Origin of the sequence: Haloechinothrix halophila YIM 93223, assembly GCF_000504245.1 — a bacterium.
GTDB classification, from domain to species: domain Bacteria; phylum Actinomycetota; class Actinomycetes; order Mycobacteriales; family Pseudonocardiaceae; genus Haloechinothrix_A; species Haloechinothrix_A halophila.
The window spans coordinates 2309539-2328901 of sequence record NZ_KI632509.1 but is presented as its reverse complement, the minus strand read 5'-3'; the positions used below and the strand labels follow the sequence as shown (position 1 = coordinate 2328901).

Genomic DNA, 19363 nt, shown 5'->3' with positions numbered 1-19363 from the left:
ATGCCAGCGACCGCAACCGGGGTTCATCACCGCAGCTACGCCAGCGAACTGCGGCTGCGCCACACCCGCGCCGAGAAGGCACGGCTGGTGTTGGTGGCACTTCTCGTGCTGGCGCTGCCGTTCCTCGTCACGCCGTACTGGCTGACCATCGTGAACCAGATCGGCATCGCCATCGTCGGCGCGGTGGGGCTGAACATCCTCGTCGGCTACACCGGCCAGATCAGCCTCGGCCAGGGTGGCTTCCTCGCCGTCGGCGCCTACAGCTCGGCGATCCTGCACCTGCGCGCCGACCTGCCGGTGCCGGTCTCCATCGCGCTCGCGGTGCTGACCACCGCGGTGCTCGGCGCGTTCTTCGGCATCCCCGCGCTGCGGCTGAAAGGGCTGTACCTGGCGATCGCGACGCTGGCATCGCAGGAGGTCATCCTGTTCACCGTCCGCACCTGGGACGCCGTCACCGGCGGCACCGACGCGATCTCGCTGCCCCGGCTGGAGATGGCTGGGTTCGTGTTCCGCAAGGACTTCCACTGGTACTGGATCATCGCGGCGTTCGCGGTGCTCGCGGTGATCACCGGGCGCAACCTGTTCCGCACCGGCCTCGGCCGCTCGTTCATGGCGGTGCGCGACCAGGACATCGCCGCATCGGCGATCGGCATCGACGTCACCAAGACCAAGGTGCTCGCGTTCGCGATCTCCTCGGCCTACGCGGGGCTGGCTGGCGCGCTGACCGCGCACTACACCGGCATCGTCACGTGGGAGAGGTTCACGCTGGACGTCTCGGTGCTCTATCTGGCGATCATCATCGTCGGCGGGCTCGGCTCCATCGCGGGCAGCGTCTACGGCGCCATCTTCATGATCACCCTGCCCGCGCTGATCACCCGATTCGGACAGGACATCCAGAGCGTGTGGTCGGACGCCGCGGCGAAGGTGCCTGCCGTGCAGGTGGTCGTGTTCGGCCTGGTGATCGTGCTGTTCCTGATCTTCGAACCACGCGGACTCAACCGCATCTGGCAACGCATGAAGGACTACATCCGGTTCTGGCCGTTCCGGTACTGACCGGCGGCACGTCCCTGCAAGGAGGATTCGCAGTGAAACACAGGATGCGCACCACGCTCGCCCTCGCGGCGGCAGCGGGCCTGACCCTGACGGCCTGTGGCGGCCCCGATGCCGGCACCGGTGGCGAGGAAGGCCCGATCGCCATCGGCGTGCTCTCCGACCTCTCCGGCGCCACCGCGGATGTCGGCACGCCCTACAGCGAAGGCATCCGGGGCTACGTCGAGTGGCTCAACGCCAACGGCGGCATCGACGGCAGGAACCTGGAGCTGAAGCTCAACGACTACGCCTACGACGTCGCCCGCGCCGAGCAGCTCTACTCGCAGTACGTCAACGAGGGCGTCGTCGCCATCCAGGGCTGGGGCACCGCCGACACCGAAGCACTGCGGCAGAAGGTCACCCAGGACGAGCTGCCATTCATGTCGGCGTCCTACGCGGAGACGCTGGTCGACCCGGAAGAGACGCCGTACAACTTCGTCGTCGCCACCACCTACTCGGACCAGATGCGGGTGGCGCTGGACTGGATCGCCGAGGACTCCGGTGACGAGGCCGAAGTGGCGGTGTTCCACCACGACAGCCCGTTCGGTGAATCCCCCGTCGCCGATGGCAAGGACTACATCGACGACAACGGCCTCGACCTGGGTTACAAGTCGTACGCGATGCCGTCGGGCGCCACGGACTACGTCGCCCAGCTCGGCAGGGCGAAGTCGCAGGGCGCGAAGTACATCGTGATCCAGAACGTCTCCAGCCCGGCCGCGGTGGTGGCGAAGAACATCGCGCAGCAGAACCTGGACATGAAGATCGTGTGCCTGAACTGGTGCTCGGACGAACTGTTCGTCAAGCTCGCCGGGGACGCGGCGGACGGGCACGTGATGGTGCAGCCGTTCGCCCCGCCGAACAGCGGCGCACCAGGACTGGAGGACGCCGCACAGCACCTGGAGAACAACGGCGGCAGCCTTGAGCAGAAGGGCCTGCACTACACCCAGGGCTGGTACACGATGCACGTGATGGCCGAGGGCATCCGTGCGCTGGTCGACGCGGGCACCGAGGTGACAGGGCCGAACCTGAAGGAAGCACTGGAGACCATGGACCCGGTCGACACCGGCGGCGTGACGCAGCCGGTCGACTTCAGCGCCGACAGCCACAAGGGCGTCGATGGCACCGGGATCTACGAGGTCGAATCCGGTGAGCTGAGCGAGCTGGCAGCGGAAGCGACGCCATGACCAGCTCCACTGTGGACACGCAGCGAGCGGCCGGTGATCACAGCGCCGTGCCCGGCCGCTCGCTGCTGACCATCAACAACATCGAGGTCATCTACGACGAGGTGATCCTGGTGCTGCGGGGCCTCTCACTCGAGGTCCCGACGGGGTCGATCGTGGCGCTGCTCGGCTCAAACGGAGCGGGCAAGTCGACAACGCTCAAGGCGGCGTCTGGACTGCTGCCCACCGAGCACGGCGAGATCACCGACGGCTCGATCAGTTTCGACGGCGACGACATCACTCACATCGACGCCGCCGAGCGGGTCACGCGCGGCATCTCGCTGTGCATGGAGGGCAGGCACGTCTTCGAGCACCTGACGGTGCAGGAGAACCTGATCGCGGGCGCGTACACGAGGGGACGGCCGTCGCGGTCGGACCTCGATCTCGCGTACGAGTACTTCCCCCGGCTGCGCGATCTGCGCTCCCGCACGGCCGGGTTCCTGTCCGGCGGTGAACAGCAGATGCTGGCGATTGGCCGCGCGCTGATGGCCAAGCCGACGTTGCTGATGCTCGACGAGCCGTCACTCGGTCTCGCACCGCTGCTGGTGCAGGAGATCTTCGGCTATATCGAACGCCTCAACACCGAACTGGGCACCACCGTGCTGGTCGTGGAGCAGAACGCGGCGCGAGCGCTGGCGATCGCGCACCACGGCTACATCATGGAGCAGGGCCGGATCGTGCTGGAGGGACCGGCGGCCGAGCTGCGGGACAACCCGGATGTCAAGGAGTTCTACCTCGGGCTCGGCGAGGAGGGCTCCCGCAAGAGCTATCGCGATGTCAAGCACTACAAGCGCAGGAAGCGCTGGCTGTAGCGAGGGGAAATGACAGCAGGCAGCTCGGGAGGCAGCACGGTGAAGCAGGTGAGCAAGGTGGCCGAGACCGTCAGCGAGGCCGCGCGGCGAGTGCCCGCGTTCGCGGCGCGACTGACGGAGGCGGACGTCGATCCGGCCGCGATCCGCGACGTCGACGACCTGGCCGCGATCCCAGTGCAGACCAAGGACGACGTCCTCACGCGGCAACGCGCCGACCCGCCGTTCGGCGGCTTGCTCGCTGCCGACGCCGACGTCGCGCGGGTGTTCCAGTCGCCGGGGCCGATCTACGAGCCACAGTTGTCCGGGCCTGATCCGTGGCGCTGGGGGCCGGCGCTGCGCGCCTGCGGTGTCACGGCGTCTGACGTGCTGCTGAACTGCTTCGCCTACCACCTTTCCCCCGCGGGCGCGATGTTCGACGAAGCGGCGCAGGCGCTCGGCTGCACCGTGTTGCCAGGCGGTGTCGGCAACCTCGACCTGCAAGCACAGGCGATCAGCGACCTCGGCGTCACCGCGTATGTCGGGCTACCCAGCTACCTGCGCTCGCTGATCGAACGCTTTGAGCAGGCAGAGCTGGACCCGGCTCGCTGGCGGCTGCGCACCGCACTGGTCACCGGCGAGCCACTGCCGGACGATCTGCGACAGGCGCTGGCCGCGTGGGTGCCGACGGTGCTGATGGCCTACGGCACGGCGGAAACCGGGCTGCTCGGCTACGAGACGTCTCCCGGTGATGGCCTGGTCGTGCCGGACGACATCGTGGTGCAGATCTGCGATCTGGACACCGGGCAGCCGATCGATGAGGGCGAGGGGCAGATCGTGGTGACCGCGCTGCGGGCGGAGTATCCGTTGGTGCGCTTCGGGACCGGGGATCTGTCGGCGTGGCGCGACGTCGGCGGCGAGCGGCGACTGGCCGGTGTGCTCGGCCGAGTTGGGGCCGCGGTGAAGGTGCGCGGCATGTTCCTGCACCCTCGGCAGGTGGAGGCAGCGATGCGCGGGGTGAGCGGCGTGGTGTCGTACCGGTTCCTCGTCGACCGCATCGATCACCGCGACCAGTTGCGCTGCGAGGTCGTGCCGGAACCCGGCACTGACGCGAACGCCGTCGCCTCCGCCGTCCAGGAGCGGATCAGGTCCGCCCTCCGCTTCACGGCGGACATCACGCTGGTCACCGAACTCGACGAGAGCGAACTGATCACGGACCAGCGCACCTGGGAGTGAGAAACACGACGCACAGTAAGAAGCCGCGGGGCGGTGGAACCTGGGGGTCGCTCCACCGCCTCCGCGGCGCCGCCGGACCGAGGGGGGAGGTGTCCGGCGGAGTCTGTGCGAGAGGTCCAATCTGGCCCCTGCTGCCTTGAATACTAACCACAGATCCGCCGCGTTCGCCATAGGGTCCTGTCAAATCCGAGGCAGTATCTGAGGACCGGTACTGTATGCGTTCGCATGATTACCAACGGATGCAAACGTATCGACCAAGACGACGCGAAGCCGTTGACTTAAGCCCAGCGTGCGGTTAGTGCTCCGATGGCGCCGAGCGCCACCGCGGCCGCCGTCGACGTCCGCAACACCGCCGGTCCCAACCGCACCGGAACCGCGCCGGCGGCCACCATCGCATCGCGTTCGTCGCCGGTGATGCCGCCCTCGGGCCCGACGATCACCATCAGCTCAGCGGACGACGGCAGCGCGACATCGCCGATGCCATGAGACGCCTCACCGTCGAGCACCAACGCCGTCTCGGCACCACGCACCAGCTCCGCAAGACCCGCGGTGTCGACCGGCTCACGCACATCGGGCAGCCACGGCCTGCGGGCCTGCTTGGTAGCCGACCGCGCGCTCGCCCGCCACCGCGCCAACGCCTTCGCGCCGCGCGGGCCGTCATCCCAGCGGGCCACACAGCGCGTGGCACGCCACGGCACGATCGCATCCGCACCCGCCTCGGTGGCGAGCTCCACCGCCAGCTCACCACGATCGCCCTTCACCAACGCCTGCGCGATCGTCACACGCGGCTCAGGCGCTGACACCGACATCAGCTGTTCCACGGACAGCGTCAGCGCGGGGTCCTTGCCGGAGCGCACCGCCGTCACGGCACACCGCGCGACCCCGCCCGCACCGTCACCGAGCATGACCTGCTCGCCAACGCGCGTGCGGCGCACGGTCGCGGCGTGGCGCGCCTCGTCGCCGCCGAGCACGAACTCCCCGGACGACGGCAGCACGTCGACGAGGAACAACGGCAGTCGGGGCGAGAAAGCCGCCGAGGACGTCGCGGTCCCTGACGACACCACGACGTCCGCCCGCTCCGAGGTGGGCTCGTCGGCGGATCCGTCAGCGGTCACGGCAGCAGGACTCAGCGGCCTGCCTTGGCACGGAAGCGAGAGAACAGCCCGCCGGACTGCTTACTGCCCGCCATGACGGCCGACGAGTCGTCGCCGCGCAGCTCCGCCAACTCGGTGAGCAGCTTGCGCTGCTGATCGTCCAATTTGGTCGGAACCTGGACGTCGACGTGGACGTGCAGGTCGCCGCGACCTTCGACACGGCCGGACGACCGCAGCTTCGGCATGCCCTTGCCGGTGAGCACCAGCTCCGTGTCCGGCTGGGTGCCCGGCTCCAAGGTCAACTCGTGCTCGCCGTCGATCAGCGTCTCCAGCGGCACGGTCGCGCCGAGCGCGGCGGTGGTCATCGGTACCCGCACGTGGCAGTGGATGTCGTTGCCCTCGCGCATGAAGACGTCGTGCGGTTCCTCGTCGATCTCGACGTAGAGGTCGCCAGCGGGACCGCCGCCGGGCCCGACCTCGCCCTGCCCGGACAGCCGGATGCGCATACCGTCACCGACGCCAGCCGGGATCTTGGCGGTGACGGTGCGGCGGGAACGAACCCTGCCGTCGCCGCCGCACTTGCGGCACGGGTCGGTGATGACCTCGCCGAAACCGTGGCACACCGGGCATGGCCGCGCGGTGACGACCTGGCCGAGGAAGGAGCGCTGCACCGACTGGATCTCGCCGCGCCCGTCGCAGGTGTCGCAGGTGGCCATCGTGGCACTCTCGTTGGTGCCGTCACCCCGGCACAGATCGCACAGGATGGCGGTGTCGACCGCGATCTCCTTGGAGAGGCCGGTGGCGCACTCCTCGAGGCTGAGGCCGACGCGGATAAGCGCGTCGGAGCCGGGCTGCACCCTGCTGCGCGGCCCCCTGCCGGTCGCGGCGCCAGCACCGCCACCGAAGAAGGCGTCCATGATGTCGCCGAGCCCGCCGAACCCGGCGAACGGGTCGCGCCCGCCGCGCGCGCTCGCGCCGTTGTCCATCGGGTCGCCACCGAGGTCGACGATCTTGCGCTTCTGCGGGTCGGACAGCACCTCGTAGGCGGTCGTGACCTCGGCGAACTGCTGCTGCGCGTCCTCAGACGGATTGACGTCAGGGTGCAGCTCACGGGCCAGCTTGCGGTACGCGCGCTTGATCTCCTGGTCTGTCGCGTTCTTGGCGACACCCAGGATGCCGTAGTAGTCCCTCGCCACTCCTCGTCGTCCTCCTCAAGATCATGGGCGCAGTGCAGCAAGCCGGAAGCCTCGCACCAGCGCGGCGCTACCTTCCGGACAAGATCTGGCCGACGTAGTTGGCCACAGCACGCACGGCGGCGATCGTGGTCGGGTAGTCCATGCGCGTCGGGCCAACGATGCCCATACCACCGAAAAGCATGTCGTCCGAGCCGTACCCGATCGACACAACGGAGGTACTACGCATCTGTTCGTCCTCATTCTCCTCACCGATGCGCACGGTGACCGAACCGGGTCCGCGTGCGGCCGCGAGCAGCTTGAGCACGACGACCTGTTCCTCGAGCGCTTCGAGCACTTGCCGCAGTGACCCGGGGAAATCGGCGACGTTGCGGGTCAGGTTGGCGGTGCCGCCGAGCACGAGTCGTTCCTCAGGGTGCTCGACAAGAGACTCCACCAGAACGGTGCTGACCCGCAACATGGCGTCGCGCAGCTCAGGCGGGGCTTGTTCCGGCAGTTCGGCCACCGCGGCGGCGGCGTCGGTCAGCCGTTCCCCTTCCAGCGCACTGTTGAGTACGGTGCGCATCCGCGCGATGTTGTCCTCGGTGATGACGTCGCCGAGGTCGACGGTGCGCTGGTCCACCCTGCCGCTGCCGGTGATCAGCACGATCATCAGCCGCGCCGACGTGAGCGAGACCAGCTCGATGTGCCGCACCGTCGAGTTCGACAGCGTCGGGTACTGCACGACGGCGACCTGCCTGGTGAGCTGCGCGAGCAGCCGCACAGACCGGCGCATGACGTCTTCCAGGTCGATCGCGCCTTCGAGGAAGTTCTTGATCGCCCGCCGCTCGGCCACACTCAGCGGCTTGATCTCGGAGAGCCGGTCGACGAAGACGCGGTACCCCTTGTCGGTGGGAATCCGGCCCGCGCTCGTATGAGGCTGGGCGATGTAGCCCTCCTCCTCGAGCGCGGCCATGTCGTTGCGCACAGTGGCACTGGACACACCTAGGTTGTGCTTGTCAACCAGCGCCTTCGACCCGATCGGCTCCTGGTTCGACACGTAGTCGGCGACGATAGCGCGTAGCACCTCAAACCTGCGGTCTTCCGCGTTGGCCATCTCACCTCCGCTCGCCGATGACTACCGCCCAGTTTACGGCGCGGTCGCCGGACCGTGTCTTCCCAGTCTTCGAACCGTGGGGTGTGCGCGGACGCGGAACAGGGCAAGATCGTTACCGTGCGCGATGCCGTCATCCCGATCAACGCCGTTCTCGCCCTGGTGCTTGTGAGCCTGGTCGCGATCGCGGCCATCGTCTCCGCCGCTGGTCAGCTCGGCACGACGCGGACAACGGTGCTGGCCGCGGTGCGCGCCGTGGTGCAGCTCTCGGCGGTGTCCGCGGTGATCGTGTTCGTGCTGCGTTCCGGCTGGCTGACGGCGTTGTTCCTGGTCGTGATGCTGTCGGCGGCCGGGGTCACGTCCTGGCGGCGGATCACGCCCCACCGGAGCGGGGCCTGGGCGGCGGTAGCGATCACAGTGGGGCTCGCGCCGGTGCTCGGGCTGATCCTCGGCTCGGGTCTGGTGCCGATGAGCGGCGTGTCGATCATCCCCATCGCGGGCATCCTGATCGGCAACGCGATGGTGGCGACCTCGTTGGCGGGCAAGCGGGCGCTGGACGAGCTGCGGAACCGCTACGGCGAGTACGAGGCCGCGCTGGCGCTGGGGTTCCTGCCGCGCCTCGCCGCGCTGGAAGTGTTCCGGCCAGCGGCGTCGCAAGCGCTGGTGCCAGCGTTAGACCAGACCCGCACGGTGGGATTGGTCACCCTGCCCGGTGCGTACGTCGGCGTGTTGCTTGGCGGGGCGAGCCCGCTGGAGGCCGGTGCCGCGCAGCTGCTCGTGCTGGTCGGAGTGCTGGCCGCACAGGCCATCGCGGTGCTACTGACGATCGAACTGGTAGCGACCGGACGCGTGGTCCAGGGCGCCGCGCGGTGAAAGACGCCTTCGCTGCGCTCGGTGCGGCGAAAGGCGCTTTCACTGCGTTGGCTACCCGCAGTTGATCTTCTTTGCTCCTTGAGTTACAAAATTTGTCCGTTTAGACCGGTTCAGCTGGTCACCCAAGGAGCAAAGAAAGATCAAGTTGCCTCGCGTCAGGCGACGTCGTCCTGGAGCCAGCCCCAGTGACGACGCTGCGCGTCGATGGCCCAGGCCGAGATCAGCGGCAGGTCCGCCGTCGCAGGCAGCGGGGTCCGGTCCTCGTCGAGACGACGCCGGATGTCGCACTCGATGTCCGCGATCTGCTCCGACACGTCGGCCTGCGGAACCTCGCCGTGTTTGACCGCGAGCACCCGCTCCCGTTGCTCCGGGATGAGCGGCAGCGTGAGCTGGCCGTCGCGAGCGATCTCCTGCCCTTGGAAGGCGAGCCGCAGCGCGTGGCTGCCGTACTTGACATCCCAGCCGTACCGCTCGATCAGCTCCGGACGGTTCGGCACCCGACTTCGTCTGCCGCGCCCCATCATGCGCTCGTGCTGGGAATGCATGAAGCCGAGGAAACGCTCGACCGCCTGCCGCGACAGGAACGACGCGCGCATCTCACGCAGTTCCCTGCCCAGCGAGGTGACGGTGACCAGCTCGTCTCCCGGCGCATACAGCGGAAGCAGGACCGTCGGGTTTCCCTTGACCGCGAGGCGGAGGAACTTCCGCAGCGAGTACAGCACCAGATCGATGTCACCGTGCCCGGAACGGACGCCTTCGGGCTGGGTCCGCCAGATGTAGTCCGGTCGCGCGGAGACCAAGCCAACGACGTGCTCCGGCGGCTCGACGTACACGCCCATTTCGTCGTGATCGTCGGTGCCAGCCACCGCGATCCCGTGCACACCGGAACCAACGACGGATCGCAGGATCTCGTTCGGCAGCGCGACAGACGCGTCGCCGTACTCCACATTTCGTCTGGTCATCCCGCACCCCTCCCGGTCTCGATCTTGCGGACCGCAAGAGTACGGATTCGCGGCGTCGATGACGACGTAATTTCGCCTCGCGCTAGCCGACCAGCCGCCGGACGACGCCGTCCGCGAGCAACCGCCCCGCATCGGTCAGCACCGCCCTGCCAGCCGCGAGCGCGTCGGCGTCCAGCAGGCCCTCGGTCGCGGCCCGCCGCGCCTCACGCTGACCGGCGTCGTCGAGGACGTCCAACGCGAGTCCGTCGGCGAGCCGCAGTTCCAGCATCACCCGCTCCAGCTGCTGATCGGACACCGACAGCAGCTCCCTCCCCGCCGCTGGCGACTCCCCCGCCGCCAGCAATCCGGCATAGCGGGCGGGGTGCTTGACGTTCCACCAGCGCACGCCGCCGACGTGACTGTGCGCCCCGGGACCAGCACCCCACCAGTCGCCGCCGCGCCAGTAGATGAGGTTGTGCCGACACCGCGCTTCGGCCGATGCCGCCCAGTTCGACACCTCATACCAGCGCAACCCCGCCTCGGTCAGCGCAGCGTCGACGAGTTCGTAGTCGGCGGCGAGGACATCGTCGTCCGGCATCGGCAACTCACCCGATCGGACCTTGCGTGCCATCGCGGTGCCGTCCTCCACGATCAGCGCGTACGCCGAGACGTGGTCCGCACCCGCGTCGAGCACGGCGTCCAGCGAGGCACGCAGGTCGTCGGTGGTCTCACCGGGCGTGCCGTAGATCAGGTCCACGTTGACGTGCTCGAAGCCCTCCGCGCGGGCCTCCTTCGCCGCCGCGACCGGACGTCCCGGGGTGTGCACCCGATCGAGCGTGGCCAGCACGTGTGGCGCTGCCGACTGCATGCCGAGCGACACCCGGGTGTAGCCGGCCGCGCGAATCCCCGCGAAGAACTCCGGCGACGTCGACTCGGGGTTGCTCTCCGTGGTGACCTCGGCGTCGTCGGTGAGACCCACGGTGGAGCGCACGGCGTCCAGCACGGCGGCGAGGCCGTCCGCGCCGAGCAGCGACGGCGTCCCGCCGCCGACGAACACCGTTTCCGCGCGTGGCGGCTCGCCAAGCACCCGGACAGCGAGGTCCAGCTCAGTACGCAGTCCCGCCAGCCAGGACTCAGGAGAGGACGCCGAGTCAGGAAGTTCCGCGGCCGTGTAGGTGTTGAAGTCGCAATACCCGCAGCGCGTGGCGCAGAACGGCACGTGCACGTACACGCCGAACGGGCGCTGCCCGAGGCCGCGCAGGGCGGTCTCGGGCAGGGATGCGTCGCGGGGCGCGGCGACGTCATCGCGGCCCTCTGGCAGTGCTGGCACACTCCCAGTGTCCCAGGCCGCCATGCCGCAGACGGACGCACAGCCGCCGCACGTGTTCTACCTCCCAACATGTGGGCATGACTGGACCACATCCTGGGCGGATGGCACGCTAAGGCTCATGAGTTCTTCCGCCGGTGTCCTGCTCGTGGTTCGTCGCCACGTCGACTACCGGCGTGTCTCCAGCGCCCTGTGCCAGGCATCGGCCTGATCTTCCCGGGGTATTTCACAGCTTCCACCTCGTGAGTGGCCGACACGGCACGTCGCGTCGTGTTGCCCGCTCATGCCCCACCAAGCATCCACGCAGGCACCGTCGCGATACCGGAGGACGACGTGACCACACCCACCGCTGGCAAGCGGAACGCCACCCCACGTCGGCGCAGGGGCGAAGGCCAGTGGGCCCTCGGCTACCGCGAGCCGCTGAACAAGAACGAGCAGAGCAAGAAGGACGACAACCCGCTCAACGTCCGCGCTCGGATCGAGAACATCTACGCCCACACCGGCTTCGATGGCATCGACCCCGGTGACCTGCGCGGACGGTTTCGCTGGTACGGCCTCTACACCCAGCGCAAGCCCGGCATCGAGGGCGGCAAGACCGCCACGCTCGAACCGGAGGAGCTGGACGACTCGTACTTCATGCTGCGGGTGCGCAGCGACGGCGGTGCGCTGACCACGGAGCAGCTGCACCTGCTTGGCGAGCTGTCGCACACCTACGCGCGGGACACGGCCGACATCACCGACCGGCAGAACATCCAGTACCACTGGATCCAGATCGAGGACATGCCCACCATCTGGCAGCGCCTCGAGGACGCTGGCCTGACCACCATGGAGGCTTGCGGCGACAGCCCCCGGGTGATCCTCAGCTCTCCGGTCGCGGGCATCTCGGCCGATGAGGTGATCGACGGCACCCCGGCGATCGAGGAGATCAAGCGCCGCTACATCGGTGCGCCCGAGTTCTCCAACCTGCCGCGCAAGTTCAAGACCGCCATCACCGGCCAGCCCGACGTGGCGCACGAGGTGCACGATGTCGCGTTCGTCGGCGTCAACCACCCGGAGCACGGGCCAGGCTTCGACGTCTGGGTCGGCGGCGGGCTGTCGACCAACCCGATGATCGGCAAGCGCCTCGGCGCATGGGTACCGCTGGACGAGGTGCCCGACGTCTGGGCAGGGGTGGTCAGCGTCTTCCGCGACTACGGCTACCGCAGGCTGCGGCACCGCGCGCGGATCAAGTTCCTGGTCAAGGACTGGGGACCGGAGAAGTTCCGCGAGGTGCTCGAAACGAAGTACCTCGGCCGCGAGCTGATCGATGGCCCCGCACCTGAGGTGCCGGAGCGTCCGATCGATCACGTCGGCGTGCACCAGCAGCGGGACGGCCAGTACTACGTCGGTGCCGCGCCGGTCGCGGGCCGAGTGTCCGGCACCACGCTGATGGGTGTCGCCAAGGCCGCCGAGCGTGCCGGCTCGACCAAGGTGCGGCTGACGCCGCAGCAGAAGCTGGTCGTCCTCGATGTCGCCGAGTCCGAGGTAGACGGCCTGCGCGGCGAGCTGGACGCACTGGGGTTGTCCACCGAGCCGTCGCCGTGGCGGCGCGGGGTGATGGCCTGCACCGGCATCGAGTTCTGCAAGCTCGCCATCGTCGAGACGAAGCAGCGCGCGAAGGACCTGGTCGACGACCTGGAGAAGCGGCTGGCGGACCTGACCGCGGCCGCCGACCTGCCGCCGCTGAGCATTCACCTCAACGGGTGCCCCAACTCGTGCGCGCGAATTCAGACCGCCGACATCGGCCTCAAGGGCCAAATCGTCACCGACGCCGACGGCAACCAGGTTGAGGGTTTCCAGGTGCACCTCGGTGGCGGACTTGGCCTTGACGCCGGTTTCGGCCGCAAGCTGCGCGGCCACAAGGTGACTAGCGCCGAATTGGGTGACTACGTCGAGCGAGTGGTGCGCAACTTCATCGACCAACGCACAGACGACGAGCGCTTCGCTCAGTGGGCCGCCCGCGCGGCCGACGATGATCTCACATAGCGAGACATGAGATGAGTGAACGCGCGCAACCGTTCTACTGCCCGTACTGCGGTGACGAAGACCTGCGACCGCACGAGGACCACACCTGGTTGTGTACCTCGTGCCGGCGGGTGTTCACGGTGACGTTGCTCGGGTTGAACTTTCCGGAGGGTGCAGGATGACCATCACAGAAACCACGAGTCAGAAGGAAGAGCACAAGGCGCTCGCCGAGCGAGCGGCCGCCAAGCTGGCGGATGCGAGCACGGACGAGGTGCTGCGCTGGGCGTTCGACACCTTTGGCGACCGCCTGATCGTGGCGTCCAACATGCAGGACGCGGTGCTGGTCGACGTCGCCGCCAAGGTCAAGCCGGACGTGGACGTGCTGTTCCTGGAGACCGGCTACCACTTCGCGGAGACGCTCGGCACTCGCGACGCCGTCGCGGCGCAGTACCCGCAGATCACCATCGTCAACGCCGAGGCTGAGCAGTCGGTGGCCGAACAGGAGGCGGAGTTCGGCCTGCTCAACCGCACCAACCCGGACAAGTGCTGCTTCCTGCGCAAGGTCGTCCCGCTGCAGAACGCCCTGTCCCGCTACGACGCCTGGATCACCGGCGTGCGCCGTGTCGAAGCTCCGACCCGTGCGAACACACCGCTGGTGCAGTGGGACGACAAGAACGGGCTCGTCAAGATCAACCCCATCGCGGCATGGACCGACGAGGAGTTCCGTGCCTACATCGACCGGCACGGCATCCTGGAGAACCCGCTGGTCAGCGAGGGCTACCCGTCGATCGGCTGCGCCCCGTGCACCGCGAAGGTCGCACCGGGCGCCGACCCCCGCAGCGGCCGCTGGGCAGGTCAGTCGAAGACCGAGTGCGGCCTGCACGCGTGAGGACTGCTTGCAGGTCCGAACCGACGGCCGTGAGGACTGCTCGCAGGTCCGAACCGACGGACCCGAGGACTGCTCGCAGGTCCGAACCGACGGCACCAACCGGAAGGAACCGATGACTGAGACGCACCCACCGGTCGCCCTCGACGCCGGGCTGGACGCGGCCACCGACAACTTGGCCGCGCTGGAGTCGGAGGCCATCCACATCTTCCGCGAGGTGGCTGGCGAGTTCGACCGACCGGTAATCCTGTTCTCCGGCGGCAAGGACTCCACCCTGCTGCTGCACTTGGCGATCAAGGCGTTCTGGCCCGCTCCGGTGCCGTTCCCGCTGCTGCACGTCGACACCGGACACAACTTCGATGAGGTCATCGAGTTCCGCGACCGCGTCGTCGCGGAGCACGGCCTGCGGCTCGTCGTGGCCAAGGTGCAGGACTGGATCGACGACGGACGCCTTGAGGAGCGCCCCGACGGCACCCGGAATCCGCTTCAGACGGTGCCGCTGCTGGACAGCATCACCGAGCACGGGTTCGACGCCGTCTTCGGTGGTGGCCGCCGTGACGAGGAGCGGGCACGGGCGAAGGAACGCATCTTCAGCCTGCGCAACGCTTTCGGCCAGTGGGACCCGCGTCGCCAGCGGCCCGAACTGTGGAACCTCTACAACGGCCGTCACAAGCCCGGCGAGCACGTGCGGGTGTTCCCGCTGTCCAACTGGACCGAGGCCGACGTCTGGAACTACATCGCCAAGGAGAAGATCGAGCTGCCCTCGATCTACTACGCGCACGAACGCGACGTGTACTGGCGCGACGGCATGTGGCTGACCGAGGGCCCATGGGGCGGTCCGCGTGACGACGAGGAAGTCGTCCGCAAGCTGGTGCGGTACCGGACCGTCGGCGACGGCTCCTGCACCGGGGCAGTCGAATCGACCGCGACCACGGTCGCCGACGTCATCGCCGAGGTGCAGGCGAGCAGGCTGACCGAGCGTGGTGCCACCAGGGCCGACGACCGGCTCTCTGAGGCAGCCATGGAAGACCGCAAGCGTGAGGGGTACTTCTAAGCCATGAGTTCACTGCTTCGCCTCGCCACCGCTGGCAGCGTTGACGACGGCAAATCCACATTGGTCGGTCGCCTGCTCTACGACACGAAGTCGGTGCTCGCCGATCAGCTCGATGCCGTCACGCGGGCCAGTGTGGACCGTGGCGCGTCAACGCCGGACCTGTCGCTGCTGGTCGACGGGCTGCGGTCGGAACGTGAGCAGGGCATCACCATCGACGTCGCCTACCGCTACTTCGCGACGCCGAAGCGGTCGTTCGTGCTGGCCGATACGCCTGGGCACGTGCAGTACACCCGCAACACGGTGACCGGCGCGTCCACCGCGCAGCTCGGCGTGCTGCTCGTCGACGCCCGCAACGGTGTGATCGAGCAGACCCGCCGCCACGCCGCCGTGTTGGCGCTGCTCGGCGTGCCGAGACTGGTGCTGGCGGTGAACAAGATCGACCTGGTCGACTACGACGAGGGCACCTTCGAGGTCATCGCGAAGGAGTTCACCGACCACGCCACGGCACTGGGCTACGGCGTCGGCGACGTCCTGTCGGTGCCGGTCTCGGCGCTGCACGGCGACAACGTCGCAACCCGATCGGACAACACCCCGTGGTACACCGGGCCGACGCTGCTGGCTCACCTGGAGGAGGTGCCAGTCGCGCCGGACCCGCACGATGAACCGTTCCGGCTCCCAGTGCAGTACGTGATCCGCCCTCGTACCGAGCAGTTCCCGGACTACCGGGGGTACGCGGGGCAGATCTCGTCCGGCACGGTGCGGCCCGGCGACGAGGTCGTCGTGCTGCCCAACGGGCAACGCACCACGGTCACCAGCGTCGACACCGCCGACGGCTCGCTGGAGCAGGCGGGCTCGGGCGCGTCCGTGACGCTGGTGCTCGCCGACGACGTCGACATCGCGCGCGGCGACCTCATCGCGGCCGCGGCCTCCGCGCCGGACGTCACCGACGAGTTCACCGCCGCGCTGTGCTGGCTGGCGTCCAAACCGCTGAAGCCGGGTGCCCGGGTGCTGGTCAAGCACGGCACCAAGACGGTGCAGGGGATGGTCACCGAGCTGTCGGCGCGGTTCGACGAGCAGAACCTGTCGGTCGAGGACGGCCCGGAGACGCTGGCGCTCAACGACATCGGGCGCGTCGAGCTGCGCACCGCCGAGCCGCTGCCGGTGGACGACTATGGCCACGCCCACCGCAACGGCGCGTTCCTGGTGATCGACCCGTCCAGCGGTGACACGCTCGCTGCTGGCCTGGTTGGCGCGCCCCTGTCCGCCTTGGGTGTCGGGTAGCGATGCGGTCGGCACCGCACCGCCCGGCCCCGCATGGTTCGGGGCTTGCCCGGCACGCTCCGCACACCGCCGCGCCATTGGTCCTCGTGGCGCACGGCAGCCGGGACCCGCGCTCGGCCGCCACGATCCAGCGGCTCGCCGAGCGCGTGCGCGCCGTCGCCCCTGGCGTGGACGTCCGGGTGGGGTTCCTCGGCCTGTCCGAGCCGCCGCTCACGTCCGTGCTGGACGACGTCGCCGCGGAAGGCCACGCCGAGGCCGTTGTCGTGCCGCTCCTGCTGGGTAATGCTTTCCACTCGCGCGTGGACCTGCCCGCGCTGATCGCCGAGGCCGAGCAGCGCTCGCCGGGCCTGCGCGTCGCGGTGTCCGACGTGCTCGGCCCCGACCCGCTGCTGCTCGACGCGGTCCGCGCGCGGCTGGCCGAAGCGGGTGCGGCACCAGACCCCGGCTTCGGTGTGGTGCTGGCTGGGGTGGGCTCCGCCGATGCCGCCGCCAACGATGTCGTCGCCAAGGTCGCGGCGCGGTTGCACGGGCGCGGCGACTACGCGGCCGTCACGCACGCCTTCACGACCTGCGGCCCGGACGTGCGGTCCGCCATCACCCAGCTGCGCGCCCGGGGCGCCGAGCGGATCGCCATCGCGCCGTGGTTCCTTGCCCCCGGCCTGCTCCTCGACCGTATCGAACAGCGGGCACACGACGTCGCTCCCAACACCGTGCTCGCCGCGCCACTCGGCGCGGCGGACGCCGTCGCCTCCGTCGTCCTCACTCGCTACGCCACAGCGGCCCAGGCAGCCCGCACGACTGCCCACGCCGCGTAGCGCCCCGCGAGTCGCACCTTATTCGCCGCGAGTCGCACCCTCGGCCGCGCGAGTCCCACGTTCCGGGGTCGCGAGTCCCGACTTCCGGTTCCACGTGTTCCGACTTCCGGTGCCACGTGTTCCGAGATGCCCGCGCCCCGAGCTCGCGTGATCGCCATCACGACTCGCCGCCGCGACCGGCGCACGGACGTGTGCGAGGCTGTCCCCATGGCTGACGAACTGGTGCACTACGTGGTGGATCGCGGCGTCGCGACCATCACTCTCGACTCCCCCAGCAACCGGAACGCACTGTCCTCACAGCTCCGCGCCGAGCTCAAGCAGCACCTAACCAGCGCGATCGACGACAACGCTGTGCGCGTCATCGTGCTCGACCACACCGGTCCGGTCTTCTGCGCCGGCATGGATCTCAAAGAGGCGCGCGGCTCCGGCGCGGGCGATCAGGGCGTCAACGAGTTCCCGCAGCTGCTGACCCAGATCATGACCAGCCCGAAGCCGGTCGTCGCCAAGCTGGCCGGACCGGCCCGCGCGGGTGGTGTCGGCATCGTGGCCGCCGCTGACATCGCCGTTGCCGTTGAAGACGCCACCTTCGCGTTCAGCGAGGTCCGTATCGGCGTCGTGCCCGCGGTGATCTCGATCCCAGTGCTGCCGCGCCTGCTGCCCCGCGCGGCACATGAGCTTTTCCTCACCGGCGAGCAGTTCACGGCGAAGCGGGCCGCCGACATCGGCCTGATCAACTCGGCCGTCCCCGCCGACGCGCTGGACGACGAGGTTGGCAGGTTCGTGAAGGCGCTGGTCGCGGGCGGGCCGCAGGCCGTCGCGGCCACCAAGGAACTGCTGCGCGGCGACGTCACAGCGGACGACCTGGCGAAGTCGTTCAACGACATGCTGTCCCTGTCGGCGCGGTTCTTCGCCAGCGAGGAAGGCCAGGAAGGCATCACGGCGTTCGCGCAGAAGCGCAAGCCGAACTGGATCCCGGAGTCCTGACGGTCTCGCGGTCGCCGCGCTTCAGGTGCCGCAGTAGGTGACGTGCGGCGGGCAATCCGGTGGAGCGGGCTGGGTGAAGTCCGCCAGCCCTGGCCGCTCGTCGAACGGCCGGGAGACGGCGTCCACGAGGCGGTGGAACTCGCCCATCTCCCCGAGGGTCGCCTGCGCGAGTGCGTCCTCGACTCGGTGGTTGCGTGGGATGTAGACGGGGTTGACGCGGTTCATCGCCGCTGCCACGGCCTCGCGGTCAGCGGGTAGCAGAGCCTCACGTCGCTTCGCCCACGCGTCGAACGGTTCCGGATCGGTGAAGAGGCTCCGCGCCGTGCCTGCCGCGAGCGCACGGAAGAACCGGGTGTAGTCGACGTGCTGGTCGCGCATCAGCTCAAGCAGGTCCGTGACGAGCTCCGGATTCGGCTCACCTAGTCCGAGCTTGGTGGCCATTCCCTCGGACCAGCGGCGGTCGTAGCGCTCGGCGAACCCACCGAGCACGTCAGTAGCGGCCTCGACGGCGGCGTCCACGGACTCGTCGATCAGCGGCACCAGGGCCTCCCCGAGCCGCGCGAGGTTCCACTGCGCGGCCCGGGGCTGGTTGCCGTAGGCGTAGCGGCCCGCGTGGTCGATCGAGCTGAACACCGTGCGCGGGTCGAAGGCGTCCATGAAAGCGCACGGCCCGTAGTCGATGCTCTCGCCGGAAATCGTCATGTTGTCGGTGTTCATCACGCCGTGGACAAAGCCGACCAGCATCCACCGCGCGACGAGCTCAGCCTGCACGTCGACCACGCGGCCCAACAGCGCGAGGTACGGGTTGTCCGCGTCCGCGGCGTCCGGATGGTGGCGTTCGATGGCATAGTCAGCGAGCGCACGCAGCAGCTTCTGGTCGCCGGACGCGGCGGCGTACTGGAACGTGCCGACGCGCAGATGACTCGCCGCGACCCGGCAGAGCACCGCGCCAGGCAACTCCCGCTCCCGAAGTACCTGCTCGCCGGTGCCGACGACCGACAACGCCCGCGTCGTGGGAATGCCGAGGCCGTGCATCGCCTCGCCGAACAGGTACTCCCGCAGCATCGGCCCGACCACCGCCTTACCGTCACCACCACGGGCGAACGGGGTGCGTCCGGAACCCTTGAGGTGCAGGTCCCGCCGACGGCCGTAGGTGTCGATCACTTCGCCAAGCAGCAGCGCCCTGCCGTCACCCAGCCGGGGCACGTACCCGCCGAACTGGTGGCCCGCGTAGGCATGGGCGACCGTGGTGGTCTCCTCGGGCACCTGACCGACGAGCAGTCCGACACCGGACGGCTCGCGCAGCGCCGCCGGATCGACGCCGAGCTCGGTCGCCAGGTCGTCGTTGAGCACCAGCAGTTCGGGATCGGGCACCGGCGCCGCCGTCCACGGCACGGACAGATCGGACACCGTGCGGGCGTAGGAGTCGTCGAACCGGAACAGGGCCGTCGGAGTGGACATGATTCCCATGCTACGGACCGGGCG

General features: G+C 68.9%; 18 protein-coding genes. 12 read left to right on the top strand and 6 right to left on the bottom strand.

Annotation, left to right across the window (positions count from 1 at the left end):
- The 4 genes from AMYHA_RS10525 (at nucleotide 1) to AMYHA_RS10510 (ending at nucleotide 4333) form a co-directional block, all read left to right on the top strand.
- Entirely contained in the window at nucleotides 1-1053 is a 1053-nt protein-coding gene (locus tag AMYHA_RS10525) for a branched-chain amino acid ABC transporter permease (RefSeq protein WP_034270493.1), read from the top strand.
- A gap of 32 nt (nucleotides 1054-1085) precedes the next feature.
- A complete protein-coding gene (locus AMYHA_RS10520) occupies nucleotides 1086-2273 on the top strand; it encodes an ABC transporter substrate-binding protein (RefSeq protein WP_196776872.1) in 1188 nt (395 codons plus the stop codon).
- Between the two features lie 62 nt (nucleotides 2274-2335).
- On the top strand, nucleotides 2336-3121 hold the full coding sequence (locus tag AMYHA_RS10515) for an ABC transporter ATP-binding protein (RefSeq protein ID WP_034276698.1): 786 nt from the start codon (nucleotides 2336-2338) through the stop codon (nucleotides 3119-3121).
- A 9-nt stretch (nucleotides 3122-3130) separates the two neighbouring features.
- Entirely contained in the window at nucleotides 3131-4333 is a 1203-nt protein-coding gene (locus tag AMYHA_RS10510) for a phenylacetate--CoA ligase family protein (protein WP_051399751.1), read from the top strand.
- 278 nt (nucleotides 4334-4611) lie between these two features.
- Here the strand turns inward: AMYHA_RS10510 and AMYHA_RS10505 are convergent, their stop codons facing one another.
- The 3 genes from AMYHA_RS10505 to hrcA form a co-directional block, all read right to left on the bottom strand.
- Nucleotides 4612-5349, bottom strand: a complete 738-nt coding sequence (locus tag AMYHA_RS10505; protein WP_034276694.1) for a 16S rRNA (uracil(1498)-N(3))-methyltransferase — start codon at nucleotides 5347-5349, stop codon at nucleotides 4612-4614.
- 110 nt (nucleotides 5350-5459) lie between these two features.
- Nucleotides 5460-6623: a molecular chaperone DnaJ gene (dnaJ, locus tag AMYHA_RS10500; RefSeq protein WP_034270487.1), complete on the bottom strand. Its 1164-nt coding sequence runs from the start codon at nucleotides 6621-6623 to the stop codon at nucleotides 5460-5462.
- Between the two features lie 67 nt (nucleotides 6624-6690).
- Nucleotides 6691-7716 (bottom strand): heat-inducible transcriptional repressor HrcA, encoded by a 1026-nt coding sequence (gene hrcA / locus AMYHA_RS10495; protein WP_034270484.1) that lies wholly within the window; start codon nucleotides 7714-7716, stop codon nucleotides 6691-6693.
- Between the two features lie 117 nt (nucleotides 7717-7833).
- Here hrcA and AMYHA_RS10490 point away from each other — a divergent pair, with 117 nt between their 5' ends.
- On the top strand, nucleotides 7834-8586 hold the full coding sequence (locus AMYHA_RS10490; protein WP_051400377.1) for an ABC transporter permease: 753 nt from the start codon (nucleotides 7834-7836) through the stop codon (nucleotides 8584-8586).
- A gap of 155 nt (nucleotides 8587-8741) precedes the next feature.
- Here the strand turns inward: AMYHA_RS10490 and AMYHA_RS10485 are convergent, their stop codons facing one another.
- Both AMYHA_RS10485 and hemW read right to left on the bottom strand, forming a co-directional pair.
- Complete coding sequence (locus AMYHA_RS10485; protein WP_034270482.1) at nucleotides 8742-9548, bottom strand: nucleotidyltransferase domain-containing protein; 807 nt, start codon at nucleotides 9546-9548, stop codon at nucleotides 8742-8744.
- A gap of 82 nt (nucleotides 9549-9630) precedes the next feature.
- Complete coding sequence (gene hemW / locus AMYHA_RS10480) at nucleotides 9631-10881, bottom strand: radical SAM family heme chaperone HemW (protein WP_084037055.1); 1251 nt, start codon at nucleotides 10879-10881, stop codon at nucleotides 9631-9633.
- A 306-nt stretch (nucleotides 10882-11187) separates the two neighbouring features.
- On the opposite strand from hemW, the gene AMYHA_RS10475 reads away from it, so the two are divergent.
- From AMYHA_RS10475 to AMYHA_RS10445, 7 genes are all read left to right on the top strand, one after another.
- A complete protein-coding gene (locus AMYHA_RS10475; RefSeq protein ID WP_034276688.1) occupies nucleotides 11188-12879 on the top strand; it encodes a nitrite/sulfite reductase in 1692 nt (563 codons plus the stop codon).
- 11 nt (nucleotides 12880-12890) lie between these two features.
- Nucleotides 12891-13040 carry a hypothetical protein gene (locus AMYHA_RS27855; RefSeq protein ID WP_034270480.1) on the top strand — a complete coding sequence of 50 codons (150 nt, stop codon included), beginning with the start codon at nucleotides 12891-12893 and terminating at the stop codon, nucleotides 13038-13040.
- Nucleotides 13037-13747, top strand: coding sequence for a phosphoadenylyl-sulfate reductase (locus AMYHA_RS10465; protein ID WP_034270477.1), 711 nt, complete (start codon nucleotides 13037-13039; stop codon nucleotides 13745-13747). Before AMYHA_RS27855 ends, AMYHA_RS10465 begins: the two co-directional genes overlap by 4 nt.
- A gap of 112 nt (nucleotides 13748-13859) precedes the next feature.
- Entirely contained in the window at nucleotides 13860-14798 is a 939-nt protein-coding gene (gene cysD, locus AMYHA_RS10460; RefSeq protein WP_034276686.1) for a sulfate adenylyltransferase subunit CysD, read from the top strand.
- Between the two features lie 3 nt (nucleotides 14799-14801).
- Nucleotides 14802-16079 (top strand): sulfate adenylyltransferase subunit 1, encoded by a 1278-nt coding sequence (locus AMYHA_RS10455; RefSeq protein WP_034270474.1) that lies wholly within the window; start codon nucleotides 14802-14804, stop codon nucleotides 16077-16079.
- 86 nt (nucleotides 16080-16165) lie between these two features.
- Nucleotides 16166-16894, top strand: a complete 729-nt coding sequence (locus AMYHA_RS10450) for a sirohydrochlorin chelatase (protein WP_231104686.1) — start codon at nucleotides 16166-16168, stop codon at nucleotides 16892-16894.
- Nucleotides 16895-17101: 207 nt separating this feature from the next.
- Nucleotides 17102-17878 carry an enoyl-CoA hydratase family protein gene (locus AMYHA_RS10445; protein WP_034276681.1) on the top strand — a complete coding sequence of 259 codons (777 nt, stop codon included), beginning with the start codon at nucleotides 17102-17104 and terminating at the stop codon, nucleotides 17876-17878.
- A 21-nt stretch (nucleotides 17879-17899) separates the two neighbouring features.
- Here AMYHA_RS10445 and AMYHA_RS10440 read toward each other — a convergent pair whose 3' ends face one another.
- Nucleotides 17900-19339 (bottom strand): protein adenylyltransferase SelO, encoded by a 1440-nt coding sequence (locus AMYHA_RS10440; RefSeq protein WP_034276679.1) that lies wholly within the window; start codon nucleotides 19337-19339, stop codon nucleotides 17900-17902.
- Nucleotides 19340-19363: the final 24 nt, after the last annotated feature.

Bases quoted from the DNA above. Each gene is read 5' to 3' on its own strand.
- AMYHA_RS10525 (WP_034270493.1), top strand. From the start codon at position 1: ATGCCAGCGACCGCAACCGGGGTTCATCACCGCAGCTACGCCAGCGAA.
- AMYHA_RS10510 (WP_051399751.1), top strand. From the start codon at position 3,131: ATGACAGCAGGCAGCTCGGGAGGCAGCACGGTGAAGCAGGTGAGCAAG.
- hrcA (WP_034270484.1), bottom strand. From the start codon at position 7,716: ATGGCCAACGCGGAAGACCGCAGGTTTGAGGTGCTACGCGCTATCGTC.
- AMYHA_RS10485 (WP_034270482.1), bottom strand. From the start codon at position 9,548: ATGACCAGACGAAATGTGGAGTACGGCGACGCGTCTGTCGCGCTGCCG.
- hemW (WP_084037055.1), bottom strand. From the start codon at position 10,881: ATGGCGGCCTGGGACACTGGGAGTGTGCCAGCACTGCCAGAGGGCCGC.
- AMYHA_RS27855 (WP_034270480.1), top strand. From the start codon at position 12,891: ATGAGTGAACGCGCGCAACCGTTCTACTGCCCGTACTGCGGTGACGAA.
- AMYHA_RS10465 (WP_034270477.1), top strand. From the start codon at position 13,037: ATGACCATCACAGAAACCACGAGTCAGAAGGAAGAGCACAAGGCGCTC.
- cysD (WP_034276686.1), top strand. From the start codon at position 13,860: ATGACTGAGACGCACCCACCGGTCGCCCTCGACGCCGGGCTGGACGCG.
- AMYHA_RS10455 (WP_034270474.1), top strand. From the start codon at position 14,802: ATGAGTTCACTGCTTCGCCTCGCCACCGCTGGCAGCGTTGACGACGGC.
- AMYHA_RS10445 (WP_034276681.1), top strand. From the start codon at position 17,102: ATGGCTGACGAACTGGTGCACTACGTGGTGGATCGCGGCGTCGCGACC.
- AMYHA_RS10440 (WP_034276679.1), bottom strand. From the start codon at position 19,339: ATGTCCACTCCGACGGCCCTGTTCCGGTTCGACGACTCCTACGCCCGC.